We start from the raw sequence: 12655 nt of genomic DNA on the forward strand, positions 1-12655 counted from the left end.
TGACGAAGGGGGCGGATGCTGTCGCAGCATCCGCCCCCTTCGTCATTCCCGTGTGTGCGGTTACTTCTTGCCCTGGGCGGCCACCGCTGCGGCGCCGGCGGCTGCGGCCTCGGGGTCGAGGTACCGACCGGGACCGGTGGGCACGTTGTTCTCGTCGAGCTCGTAGACCAGCGGGATGCCGGTGGGGATGTTGAGCTCGGCGATGTCGGCGTCGCTGATGCCCTCGAGGTGCTTCACGAGGCCCCGCAGCGAGTTGCCGTGCGCCGTGACGAGGACCGTCTTCCCCGCCTCGAGGTCGGGCACGATCGCGCTCTCCCAGTAGGGCAGCAGGCGGTCGATCACGAGCTTGAGCGACTCGGTGCGGGGCACCTCGCCGTCGATGCCGACGTAGCGCGGGTCGTTCACCTGGCTGAACTCGCTGTCGTCGTCGAGCACGGGCGGCGGCACGTCGAACGAGCGGCGCCACAGCTGGAACTGCTCGGGGCCGAACTCCTCGAGCGTCTGCGCCTTGTCCTTGCCCTGCAGGGCGCCGTAATGGCGCTCGTTGAGACGCCAGGAGCGGGTCACCGGGATCCACAGTCGATCGGCGGCGTCGAGCGCGATGTTCGCCGTCTGGATGGCGCGGCTCAGCAGCGAGGTGTGCAGCACGTCGGGGAGGATGCCGGACTCGGCGAGCAGCTCGCCGCCGCGACGGGCCTCGTTCCTGCCCTGCTCGTTGAGGCGGACGTCCACCCAGCCGGTGAAGAGGTTCAGTTCGTTCCACTCGCTCCGGCCGTGGCGGAGCAGGATCAGGGTACGCGTCGCAGTCATGCCGCCAGTTTATCGGCGCAGGATCGCGCGATGACGGCAGGAGTCGAACGCGCTCGCCCGTACTGCGAGGATTGGGACATGGCGTCCTCTCCCCTCGGCCGGCCCACGCGCGGCACAACAGGGACCAACCGACTGCGGCGCATCGACCGCTGGATCGCGGCGAGCGCGGCGTTCCGTCGAGCGGCCGATCCGCTGGTGGTCGACCTCGGCTACGGGGCGAGCGGCGTCACGGCGTTCGAGCTCGCCGCACGCCTGCGACCCGTCAGGCCGGATGCCGAGGTGCGCGGCCTCGAACTCGACCCCGAGCGTGTCGCGACGGCAGAGGCGCAGCTCGCGGAGGTACGTGCCGGTCGTACGCCCTTTCCCGCCGACCTGCGCGTGTCGTTCGGACGCGGCGGGTTCGAGGTGCCGCTGCCCGGTGGTCGCACGGCATCCGTCATCCGGGCCATGAACGTACTGCGGCAATACGACGAGTCCGATGTCCCGGATGCGTGGCGCACGATGGCCTCCCGCCTCGCGCCGTCCGGGGTGCTCGTGGAGGGCACGTGCGACGAGATCGGGCGCATCGCGAGCTGGGTCGATGTCGATGCGACCGGCGCCCCGTTGCGGTTCACGATCTCGCTGAGACTGTCGGAGCTCGAGCACCCGGGCATCGTGGCCGAACGGCTGCCGAAGGCTCTGATCCACCGCAACGTGCCCGGCGAACGGGTGCACGCGCTGCTCGTCGACCTGGACCGGGAATGGGACCGCGCGGCGGCGCTCTCGACGTTCGGCGCGACGCAGCGGTTCCTCGCCACGGTGGCTGCGCTCCGCGCGCAGGGGTGGCCGGTCGAGGGTGGCAGAGCGCGGTGGCGGCTGGGTGAACTCACGGTGCCGTGGGCGGCGGTCGCACCCGCCGACTGATGCCCGCGAACTCTCCGGTCGACCCTCAGCCGGCGTTGCGCGGGTCCGGAGCGCTGGGTCGACGTGACAGACGAGTCAGCCGGGGGATGTCGGCGGTCGCACCGGCATCCCCGGGGACGATGACCTGCTGCGCCGCCGCGATGTCACCACCCTCGGTGCGCACGACGAGGTCTCCGACCGGTGCCCGGCGGGACAGGATCGCGAGGGCGATCGGGCCGTCCTCGTGATGGCGAGCGACGGACGTGATGCGTCCGACCTCGTCGTCCCCGGCGAAGACCGGGTCTCCCGCAGCGGGGAGCACGGCATCGCTTCCGTCGAGGTGCAGCGCGGCGAGTCGACGCGGCGGGTGGCCGAGGTTGTGCACCTTCGCCACGGTCTCCTGACCGCGGTAGCAGCCCTTGTTGAGATGAACGGCGGTGCGGATCCAGTCCGTCTCGTGCGGCAGCGACCGCTCGTCGACCTCCGCCGACCATCGCGGTCGCCAGGCTGCGATGCGCAGGGCCTCGGCGGCGAGGAGTCCGGCGACCTCGTCGGGCTGCAGGATGGCGGCGAGCGCCTCGGCATCCTCTCGTGCGACGATCGCGACGCGCCAGGCCAGATCCGCACCCGGATGGCTGGGCACCTCGGAGTACTGGTGGCCGCCCGCGCTCACCGACTGCCAGGGGTCGACCCACAGCAGCGGGACGCCGGCCGGGCCGGATGCGATGGACAGCACGCGCTGCGCGGCGGCACCGCCGTCGACGACTCCGAGCAGTGCGAGCTCCGGCCGCACCTCGACGGTCGCCTGGGTGCGGAACTTCATGCGCTGCAGCCAGGTCGCGAGCGCGTCGGCGTCTCCGGCGTCGGCGATGAGCCACGTCGAGGCACCGTCGTCGACGACTCCCGCAGCGTGCTCCACACGACCCTGCGGATCGAGGACGAGAAGCTCGGTGCTCTCCCCCGGGGTCAGCCGTCCGAGCGCCTGAGAGGTGATCGAGTCGAGCCAGCTCAGCCGCTCGGGGCCGGCGACCTCGATGACGGTTCGATCGTCGAGCGGCACGATCGCATCGCCGGCGGCGAGGCGGCGCTGCTCGCGGAAGGCGTCGCCGAAGTGCGCGATCCCCGCCTCGCCCGCGACGGCACCTGCGATGTCGGCGAATCCGGCCACGTCAGACCCTCGCGAGCCGAGCTGAGGCGTGCGAACGCAGAGGGGTGCCGAGCGCCGCGATGTCCCAGGCCCAGAGCAGGTGCCCGTCGACGAGGCCGTACATGCGCGAGGCGCCGGCGTAGTCCTTGGCGCCCGCCGCGCGGACGACGGCATCCGTTCCGATGTCGATGCGCGGACCGTTGATCTCACCCAGGTACAGCTCGAGCATCCCGTCGGCGTGCGCGATCGAGACCTCGAGAGGGAAGCCGCCGGATGCTGCGCGCAGCGCCTCCACGTCGTCGACGTCTCGCGCCGCGGCGTCGCCGCGCGGGGGGAGCAGCCCGGGCCCGGCGTCCGCGTCGGTCGCCGGACGGCTGAGCCGCCAGAATCCCGACTCGGCGACGAGAGGGACCGACACCGCGTGGTCATCGCCGGTGAAAGTGGCGGTCGCGGCGTAGTTGAGGAAGGGTCCTCCGTCGTGACTGAAGCTCACGCGATGCGTGAACTCGCCCTGCAGCCGCTCGTCTCCGACGGGATAGTCGATGACGCCGGTGCCCTCCCAGACGCCGATCAGCCATGCCAGGGGTGCGAGATCTGCGGGGAGGTCGACGGGCAGCTCGAGCATCGCGCTCAGCGCTGGCCGCGGAAGAGGTTGCGCAGCACGACGACCGAGACGAAGACGATCGCGAGGCTCGCAAGGCCCAGCAGGCCGATGTAGAAGAGTTCGAGAGCCATGAGGTCCATGACCTCCACACTACCCTCCGTGCGCGCTGCTGTCGCGCGATCAGGAGACGAGGGCGGCGAGGCCGAACCCGACCGAGATCACGCCCATCACGAGGAGCGCCCCGAGAGCCCCGCCGGCAACCCTCAGGATGTACCCCTGCGTGCGTCCGTACCCGAGCTGGACGGCGAACGACAGCAGCACAACGCCGCCGAAGGCGACGACGAGCCACGGCACCCGCCACTCCTCCGGGACCAGGATGCCGATGGCGATCGAGGCTGCGAAGGCGACCGCCCAGACCACGAGCACGCCGACGAACGCGTTCCTCGGTGCGAGCGCAGGTTCCGTCATGACTCCATTCTCACCCATCCACGCCCGGTATCATGGCCCCACGGCGTACCCCGCCGTCTGGAAGGAGTGCGTGTGGCCCAGGTGCTGGTGTTGACCAATGCTCCGACTGCGGAGCAGGTGCTTCCCGCCCTGGAACTGCTCAGCCACCGCGTACGGCAGATCGCAGCCGAGCCGGCGCAGCTCGTGAGCGCTCCGGACTACGACGTCGTGATCGTCGACGGCCGCCACGACCTCGTCGGCGCGAAGTCGCTGTGCCGCCTGCTCCGCGCCGCCGGACAGGACGCCCCTCTCCTGCTCGTCGTCACCGAGGGCGGCATGAGCGCGCTCTCCGGGGACTGGGGTATCGACGACGTGCTGCTCGCCACCGCTGGTCCGGCCGAGACCGATGCGCGGGTGCGCCTCGCGCTCGCCCGGCGAGACGAGGTCGCCGAGCCCAGCCGTGTGCAGGCATCGGGTGTCTCGATCGACGAGCAGTCGTACTCGGCCAAGCTGCACGGCCGACCGCTCGACCTCACCTACAAGGAGTTCCAGCTGCTGCACTTCCTCGCCACGCACCCGTCGAGGGTGTTCACGCGCGAGCAGCTGCTCAGCGAGGTGTGGGGATACGACTACTTCGGCGGCACGCGGACGGTCGACGTGCACGTGCGGCGCCTCCGCGCCAAGCTCGGCGACCAGGAGCAGATCATCGGCACCGTGCGCAACGTGGGCTACCGCTTCAACGTCTACGACGACGAGACCGTCCCCGCGACCCGCTGAGCAGGCAGGCCCGTTCACACGCGCGACACCTCGCGGTGCTTAGATGTACCCCATGATCGATCCCGCTCTCGCCGACGCCGGTCTCGGTGATGCCGAAGACGACGACTTCGACGCCATCGAGGCACCCGACTCCCAGCTGCCGGACCACCGGTACCTCGACCGAGAGCTGAGCTGGCTCGCCTTCAACCAGCGGGTGCTGGAGCTCGCGGAGGACCCGAGCCTGCCGGAGCTGGAGCGCGCGAACTTCCTCGCCATCTTCGCGAGCAACCTCGACGAGTTCTTCATGGTGCGCGTCGCCGGGCTGAAGCGACGCATCGTGACCGGTCTCGCCGTGCCGACGAACATCGGCCGCTCCCCCGTCGATGCTCTCGCCGACATCTCCCGCGAGGCCCACGCCCTGCAACTGCGCCACGCCGACGCCTGGACGTCCCTCGTGCGGCCGGCTCTGGCGGACGCCGGCATCGAGATCACCGAGTGGTCCGACCTGACCGACACGGAGCGCGAGGCGCTCTCGGAGTACTTCGGCGCGCAGGTCTTCCCCGTGCTGATGCCGCTCGCGGTCGATCCCGCCCACCCGTTCCCGTACATCTCGGGACTCTCGCTCAACCTCGCCATCCGCATCCGCAACGCCCGCACCGGCCGGCAGGAGTTCGCACGTCTGAAGGTGCCGCCGATGCTGCCGCGCTTCGTGGAGGTCCCCGGGAGCGGCGAGATCAAGCGGTTCCTGCGCCTGGAGGAACTCATCGCCAATCATCTCGGCGACCTGTTCCCCGGCATGGAGGTGCTCGACCACCACGCGTTCCGGCTGACCCGCAACGAAGACGTCGAGATCGAGGAGGACGAGAGCGAGAACCTCATCCAGGCGCTCGAAGCCGAGCTGCTTCGGCGGCGCTTCGGCCCGCCCATCCGCCTCGAGATCACCGACGACATGGACGAGGTCACGATGGACCTGCTCGCCCGCGAGCTCGACATCACCGACCAGGAGGTCTATCGCCTTCCCGGGCCGCTCGACCTGCGCGGGCTGTTCGACCTGTCGCGGATCGACCGTCCGGACCTGCGCTACCCGCCGCACCTGCCGACGACGCCCGTGGCGTTCCAGCCGGGCGGGAACGAGACGCGCGCCGACATCTTCAAGGCGATCCGCAAATCCGACGTGCTGGTACACCACCCGTACGAGTCCTTCACGACCAGCGTCGTCGCGTTCCTCGAGCAGGCGGCGCGCGATCCGCATGTGCTCGCCATCAAGCAGACCCTGTATCGGACATCCGGCGACAGCCCGATCGTGCAGGCGCTGATCGACGCGGCGGAGGCCGGCAAGCAGGTGCTCGCGCTCGTCGAGGTCAAGGCGCGCTTCGACGAAGCGAACAACATCGTCTGGGCGCGCAAGCTCGAGAAGGCCGGCGTGCACGTCGTGTACGGGCTCGTCGGGCTGAAGACCCACTGCAAGCTCGCGCTCGTGATCCGCGAGGAGGAGGGCGTGCTGCGCCACTACTCCCACATCGGCACGGGCAACTACAACCCGAAGACCAGTCGCATCTACGAGGACTTCGGACTCTTCACCGCCGACCCCCAGGTCGGCAAGGACCTCACGCGTCTGTTCAACGAACTGAGCGGCTATGCGATCGAGAAGAAGTTCAAGCGGCTGCTCGTCGCTCCGCTGCACCTGCGCAAGGGTCTCGTCCGCCTGATCGACGTGGAGCGCAAGCATGCCGAGGCGGGGAAGTCTGCTCACATCCGCATCAAGGTCAACTCGATGGTCGACGAGGAGATCATCGACGCCCTCTACCGCGCGAGCGCCGCCGGCGTGAAGGTCGACGTCTGGGTGCGCGGCATCTGCAGCCTGCGCACCGACCTCGAGGGCGTCAGCGAGAACATCACCGTCCGCAGCATCCTGGGTCGGTATCTGGAGCACTCCCGGATCTTCGCGTTCGACAACGACGGCGACCCGCAGGTGTACATCGGCAGCGCCGACATGATGCACCGCAACCTCGATCGACGCGTCGAGGCGCTCGTGCGCGTCACCGACTCGAACCACATGAAGGAGCTGCTGGCGTTCTTCGATCTCGCCCTGGCTCCCGGCACCTCGTCGTGGCACCTCGGACCGGAGGGGGTGTGGACGCGCCACGCCGAGGATGCCGACGGCAAGCCGCTCGTCGACCTGCAGGATAAGACGATGGGCTCGATCCAGCGCCGCCGGCGCGCCCGGGCGGCGCGATGACTCCGCAGCCCACAGCGCAGGCGGTCCGTTCGAAGTGGACGGACAAGGCCGTGTACGCGGCCGGTGCCGTCGTGTGGCGTCTCGTCGACGACAAGCTGCACATCCTGCTGATCCACCGCACGAAATACCGCGACGTCACCCTTCCCAAGGGCAAGGTCGATCCGGGCGAGATGCTCGCCGAGACCGCGGTGCGCGAGGTGCACGAGGAGACCGGCATCCGCGTCTCGCTCGGCGTACCCGTCGGGGTGAGCCGCTACCACCTTCCGTCGAGCAAGCAGAAGGTCGTGCACTACTGGGCGGCCGAGGCCACCGATCGTGCGATCCGCGAATCGACGTTCGTGCCGAACAAGGAGATCGCCGCGCTCGAGTGGGTACCCCTGAAGAAGGCGCGCGCCCGGCTCAGCTACCCGGTCGATCACGAGATCCTCGACTTCTTCGCGAAGCTCGTGGACGACGGTGTTCTGCGTACGTTCCCCGTGATCGCGCTCCGGCACGCCAAGGCGCTGCATCGGTCGGAGTGGGACGGTGCGGATGCGGCTCGCCCGCTCACGGAGCGGGGACGACGCCAGGCCGACTCGATCGTCGGCCCGCTGCGGGCGTTCGGAGTGCGGCGCATCGTGACGAGCGACGCGGTGCGCTGCGTGCAGACCGTGAAGCCGCTCGCGAAGTCGCTCGACCGCAAGTCCGTGAAGACCGCGAAGATCAGCCAGGACGCCTGGGAGGACGGCACCGACGACCTGCGGTCCGTCATCGGTCGACGCGTGCGCTCGGGTAAGCCCGCGGTCGTGTGCAGTCACGGACCGGTGCTGCCCGGCATCCTCTCCGAGATCGCCCTCGCGACCGGCACGATCCAGGGGTCGTACGTCAGCAGCGCCGCCGACCTCGAGCCGGGAGCGTTCTCGGTCGTGCACCTGTCGTCGTCGAACCCCGGATCCGGGATCATCGCGATCGAGACGCACAGCCCGAAGGTCTGACGCCGATCGCACGACCGGCTGCGCAGAACGGGTGCCCGGATTCTCCGCGTGATCACGGGGTTCGCCCCCAGAGAGTCGCCGGTCGTTCACCTTCCGTTCACCTGCGCGGTCGAGTCTCGTTAACCGCCGCACCTAGCGTCACTGTGTGCCCTGCACCGGGCCCCACCCATCCATGATCGAAGGATCCACAGTGAAGATCTCCCGAATCGCACGTATCGGCGCCATCGGCGCCGTCGCCGCTCTCGCGCTCGCCGGCTGTGCCGCGAACGAGCCCAGCGGCGGATCGTCCGACGCCCCCAGCGACTCCACCCTCTCCGGCAGCCTCGACGCCACCGGTGCGTCCTCGCAGGAGGCCGCGCAGCAGTCCTGGGTCGCCGCCTTCCAGACGGCCAACCCCGATGTGACCGTCAACTACACCGCGACGGGCTCGGGCACCGGCCGCGAGAACTTCATCGCCGGCTCCTCCAACTTCATCGGCTCGGACCGCGCGTTCAACGCCGACGAGCTCGCCGCTGGCGGCTTCGGCTCCTGCGCCTCCGACGAGATCGTCGAGATCCCCGTCTACATCTCGCCCGTCGCCGTCGCCTTCAACCTCGAGGGCATCGACGAGCTGAACCTCGACGGCAAGACGCTCGCCGGCATCTTCGCGGGCACCATCACCAAGTGGAACGACCCGGCCATCGCCGACCAGAACGAGGGCGTCGAGCTCCCCGACCAGGCCATCGTGCCGGTGCACCGCGCCGACGCGTCGGGCACCCAGGAGACGTTCACCAAGTACCTCAGCGCCGTCGCCCCCGACGTCTGGACCTACGAGGCCGGCGACGAGTGGCCGCTCCAGTCCGGTGAGGCCGGAGACGGCACCTCGGGCGTCGTCGACGCGATCACCAACGGCTCGGGCTACATCGGCTTCGCCGACGCCTCGCGCACCTCGGAGCTCGGCCAGGTCGCCGTCGAGGTCGAGGGCGAGTACGTCGCCTACTCCGCCGAGGCCGCCGCCGCGCTCGTCGAGGCGTCGCCGCTCGAGGAGGGCCGCTCCGACCACGACCTCGCCTACGCGGTCGACCCGGCAGCCGCTCCCGCCGGCTCCTACCCGATCGCACTCGTCTCGTACCTCATCGGCTGCGTCGAGTACGACGACGCCGAGACCGCCGGCCTCGTGAAGGCGTACTTCGAGTACGTCGCCTCGGCCGAGGGTCAGGATGCCGCAGCCGAGGCCGCAGGCAGCGCGCCGATCTCCGACAGCCTGCGCGAGCAGATCAACACCGCGATCGACGCGATCGTCACCGAGTGATCGTGAGCTCAGCCAGGCGCTGAGCTCCGGTCCCGGCGCCCCCGGGTGTCGGTCGACAGGACCTCGACCGACACCCGGGGGCACCCGCATGAGAACACCCGACAGCCCCTCAGAGCACACCGTGGAGCCGCTCAGATGACCACCACCACAACGGGCCAAGAGACCCGTTCACCCGGGTCGCGCACCGCCCTGCGCCGACGGGGCGACCTCGTCTTCTCCGGCACCGCGCTCGGGGCCGGCATCGTCATCCTCATCACCCTCGCCGCCGTCGCGATCTTCCTCATCGTGCAGGCGATCCCCGCACTGTCGCCCGACACCTCGAACAATCACATCCTCGAGGGGCAGTCCTTCCTCTCCTGGGTGTGGCCGTTCGTCTTCGGCACGCTCTGGGCGAGCCTCATCGCGCTCATCATCGCCGCCCCGATCGCCATCGGCATCGCGCTGTTCATCTCGCACTACGCCCCGCGCCGACTCGCGGGTGTGCTGGGCTACATCATCGACCTGCTGGCCGCGGTGCCCTCGGTCGTCTTCGGCCTCTGGGGCGCCCTGACCTTCGCACCGATGCTCGTGCCCTTCTACAAGTGGCTGAACGAGAACCTCGGCTGGATCCCGCTCTTCAGCGGCACGCCCTCCGGCACCGGCAAGACGATCCTGACGGCATCCCTCGTCCTTGCGGTCATGATCCTGCCGATCATGACCGCGATCTGCCGCGAGGTGTTCCTGCAGACGCCGAAGCTCCACGAGGAGGCCGCCCTGGCCCTCGGAGCGACGCGCTGGGAGATGGTCCGCATGGCCGTGCTCCCCTTCGCCCGCAGCGGCATGGTCTCCGGCGCGATGCTCGGCCTCGGCCGCGCCCTCGGCGAGACGATGGCCGTGACGCTCGTGCTCTCGCCGCTCGGCATCATCACCTTCAACCTGATCAACCCGGAGAACCCGACGACGATCCCCGCGATCATCGCCCTGCGCTTCCCCGAGGCGCACGACGAGGGCGTCAACACCCTGATCGCGGCCGGTCTGATCCTGTTCATCGTCACCTTCGTCGTCAACTTCATCGCCCGCTGGATCGTCTCGCGTCGCGCCGAGTTCTCGGGAGCCAACTGACATGACCGCCACCATGACCCCCACCCCGGTCGCGGCGACCACGCACACGACCTCGGCCGGCCATCTCGCCAAATGGATGCCGTGGGCCCTGCTGCTCGTGGCCTTCGTCGTGTCGGGGACGATCTTCGCGTTCATGAACGCCGGCGGCGACCCCGCGGACTTCAACATCGCCCTGACGCTCGTCGTCGGGCTGCTGCTCTACATGCTGCTGATCTTCGTGGTCTCGTCCGTGGTCGAGAGCCGTCGTCACGCCGTCGACCGCCTCATGACGGCTCTGGTCTCCGGCGCCTTCGTGGTCGCGCTCCTACCGCTCGTCTCGCTGCTCTACACGGTCGTCGTGAACGGCCTCGCGCGCTTCGACGGCGAGTTCTTCAGCTTCTCGATGCGCAACATCGTCGGCGAGGGCGGCGGCGCCGTGCACGCCATCTGGGGCACGCTGCTCATCACCCTCGGCGCCACGATCATCTCGGTGCCGATCGGGCTGATGACCTCGATCTACCTCGTGGAGTACGGCGAAGGCCGCAAGCTCGCCCGAGGCATCACGTTCCTCGTCGACGTCATGACCGGCATCCCGTCGATCGTCGCCGGTCTGTTCATCTACTCGGTCTTCGCCCTCCTCGTCGGCCCGGGAACCCGCATGGGCATCATGGGTTCACTCGCTCTGTCGGTGCTCATGATCCCGGTCGTGGTGCGCGGCTCGGAAGAGCTGCTGCGCATCGTTCCGAACGAGCTCCGCGAGGCGGCCTACGCGCTGGGCGTGCCGAAGTGGCTGACGATCCTCAAGGTCGTGCTGCCGACGGCGATCGCCGGCATCACCACCTCGATCATGCTCGCGATCTCCCGCGTCATCGGCGAGACCGCTCCGCTGCTGCTCACGGTCGGCATCGTGCAGGGGATGAACACGAACATGTTCAGCGGGCAGATGGCCACCCTGCCGGTGTTCTCGTACATGCAGGCGAAGTATCCCGGAATCCCCGTCGACGCCTACCTCGATCGAGCCTGGGCGTCCGCCCTGACCCTCATCCTCATCGTGATGGTGCTCAACCTGCTGGCGAGGATCATCGCCAAGGTGTTCGCCCCGAAGACTGCCGGCCGCTGAGCCGCCCCCAACCCGACTGAACAAGAAGGATCACTCGTGTCCAAGAGCATCGAAGTCAACGACCTTAACGTCTACTACGGCGACTTCCTCGCCGTCGAGGGCGTCAACATCGACATCAAGCCCAACACCGTCACGGCCTTCATCGGCCCGTCCGGCTGCGGCAAGTCCACGTTCCTGCGCACCCTGAACCGCATGCACGAGGTCATTCCCGGCGCGCGCGTCGAGGGCGAGGTGCTGATCGACGGCAAGAACCTGTACGGCGCCAGTGTCGACCCGGTGCTCGTGCGCCGTCAGGTCGGCATGGTCTTCCAGCGTCCGAACCCGTTCCCGACGATGTCCATCAAGGAGAACGTGCTCGCGGGCGTGAAGCTCAACAACGCCCGCATGGCAAAGAGCGACCAGGACGCGCTCGTCGAGAAGTCGTTGCGCGGCGCGAACCTCTGGAACGAGGTCAAGGACCGCCTCGACAAGCCCGGATCCGGCCTCTCGGGCGGTCAGCAGCAGCGTCTGTGCATCGCCCGCGCGATCGCCGTCTCCCCCGACGTGATCCTCATGGACGAGCCCTGCTCGGCGCTCGACCCGATCTCGACCTTCGCGATCGAGGAGCTCATCGCCGAGATCAAGCAGGAGTACACGGTCGTCATCGTCACGCACAACATGCAGCAGGCGAGCCGCGTCTCCGACAAGACGGCGTTCTTCAACATCGCCGGCACCGGCAAGCCAGGCAAGCTCATCGAGTACGACGACACGTCGACGATCTTCACGACGCCGTCCGTGCAGGCGACCGAGGACTACGTGTCCGGTCGCTTCGGCTGAGCACCGGTCTCCCACCTTCGGGAAAAACCAGGCGTTTCACCCCTCGGCCGGCGTGTCCCTCGTGGACACGCCGGCCGAGGCGTCTCCGCTCTGCGATTCCCCGCCTCTCCCCTTCTGCACGGGCGCAGGGCGGAGACGGTTCTGCACATCGGATGGCGCATTTGCGGCGCCCGACGGATCCGGATCCCGCGGTTCCGCGAGTATGCGCGCATGTCATTCATCCGCGCGGATGCCGCGCTCTGCTCGCTCGGACGGATGGCGCGGACGCGCGAGCTGCGGCTCCGCGGAGTGTCGGAGGCCGAGCTGACGCGGGCGGTGCGAGCCGGAGAGATACTGCGTCCGCGCCAGGGGGTGTACGCGCTGCCGGTGACGCCGGACGCGCTGCTGCACGCGGCAGAGCACGGCGGCACCGTCGGATGCTGCGAGGCGGGCCGACTCCTGGGGCTGTGGATTCTGCGGACGCCCCCGGAGCACCACGTGTGGATGGGC

12 protein-coding genes and 1 pseudogene are annotated in these 12655 nt (G+C 69.1%); 9 read left to right on the forward strand and 4 right to left on the reverse strand.

The features are described from left to right. Positions 1-60: 60 nt before the first annotated feature. A complete protein-coding gene (locus tag AUC47_RS08940; RefSeq protein ID WP_096714872.1) occupies positions 61-810 on the reverse strand; it encodes a phosphoglyceromutase in 750 nt (249 codons plus the stop codon). A gap of 78 nt (positions 811-888) precedes the next feature. On the opposite strand from AUC47_RS08940, the gene AUC47_RS08945 reads away from it, so the two are divergent. Further along, positions 889-1713, forward strand: a complete 825-nt coding sequence (locus tag AUC47_RS08945) for a class I SAM-dependent methyltransferase (protein ID WP_096714873.1) — start codon at positions 889-891, stop codon at positions 1711-1713. 25 nt (positions 1714-1738) lie between these two features. Here AUC47_RS08945 and ygfZ read toward each other — a convergent pair whose 3' ends face one another. The 3 genes from ygfZ to AUC47_RS08960 form a co-directional block, all read right to left on the reverse strand. Continuing rightward, positions 1739-2860 carry a CAF17-like 4Fe-4S cluster assembly/insertion protein YgfZ gene (gene ygfZ, locus AUC47_RS08950; RefSeq protein ID WP_096714874.1) on the reverse strand — a complete coding sequence of 374 codons (1122 nt, stop codon included), beginning with the start codon at positions 2858-2860 and terminating at the stop codon, positions 1739-1741. Position 2861: 1 nt separating this feature from the next. Next, positions 2862-3464, reverse strand: a complete 603-nt coding sequence (locus AUC47_RS08955) for an FABP family protein (protein ID WP_096714875.1) — start codon at positions 3462-3464, stop codon at positions 2862-2864. Between the two features lie 159 nt (positions 3465-3623). Next, complete coding sequence (locus tag AUC47_RS08960; protein ID WP_096714876.1) at positions 3624-3911, reverse strand: hypothetical protein; 288 nt, start codon at positions 3909-3911, stop codon at positions 3624-3626. 72 nt (positions 3912-3983) lie between these two features. On the opposite strand from AUC47_RS08960, the gene AUC47_RS08965 reads away from it, so the two are divergent. The 8 genes and pseudogenes from AUC47_RS08965 to AUC47_RS17005 form a co-directional block, all read left to right on the forward strand. Next, positions 3984-4667, forward strand: a complete 684-nt coding sequence (locus AUC47_RS08965; RefSeq protein WP_096714877.1) for a winged helix-turn-helix transcriptional regulator — start codon at positions 3984-3986, stop codon at positions 4665-4667. 52 nt (positions 4668-4719) lie between these two features. After that, positions 4720-6885, forward strand: coding sequence for an RNA degradosome polyphosphate kinase (locus AUC47_RS08970; protein ID WP_096714878.1), 2166 nt, complete (start codon positions 4720-4722; stop codon positions 6883-6885). Further along, positions 6882-7859, forward strand: coding sequence for an NUDIX hydrolase (locus AUC47_RS08975; RefSeq protein ID WP_096714879.1), 978 nt, complete (start codon positions 6882-6884; stop codon positions 7857-7859). Before AUC47_RS08970 ends, AUC47_RS08975 begins: the two co-directional genes overlap by 4 nt. A 190-nt stretch (positions 7860-8049) precedes the next feature. Continuing rightward, positions 8050-9150, forward strand: a complete 1101-nt coding sequence (pstS, locus tag AUC47_RS08980; protein WP_096714880.1) for a phosphate ABC transporter substrate-binding protein PstS — start codon at positions 8050-8052, stop codon at positions 9148-9150. Positions 9151-9285: 135 nt separating this feature from the next. Then, the gene (pstC, locus tag AUC47_RS08985; protein WP_096714881.1) at positions 9286-10251 is read left to right on the forward strand and encodes a phosphate ABC transporter permease subunit PstC; all 966 of its coding nucleotides are present in this window, start codon (positions 9286-9288) and stop codon (positions 10249-10251) included. Between the two features lies 1 nt (position 10252). Then, the gene (gene pstA / locus AUC47_RS08990) at positions 10253-11350 is read left to right on the forward strand and encodes a phosphate ABC transporter permease PstA (protein ID WP_179297569.1); all 1098 of its coding nucleotides are present in this window, start codon (positions 10253-10255) and stop codon (positions 11348-11350) included. A gap of 36 nt (positions 11351-11386) precedes the next feature. Further along, positions 11387-12166 carry a phosphate ABC transporter ATP-binding protein PstB gene (gene pstB, locus AUC47_RS08995; RefSeq protein ID WP_096714882.1) on the forward strand — a complete coding sequence of 260 codons (780 nt, stop codon included), beginning with the start codon at positions 11387-11389 and terminating at the stop codon, positions 12164-12166. Between the two features lie 255 nt (positions 12167-12421). Continuing rightward, positions 12422-12520 (forward strand): annotated as a pseudogene (locus AUC47_RS17005) (type IV toxin-antitoxin system AbiEi family antitoxin domain-containing protein); the annotation flags it as partial. Between the last annotated feature and the right edge of the window lie 135 nt (positions 12521-12655).

This window comes from Microbacterium sp. SZ1 (genome assembly GCF_002362255.1).
Taxonomy (GTDB): Bacteria; Actinomycetota; Actinomycetes; order Actinomycetales; family Microbacteriaceae; genus Microbacterium.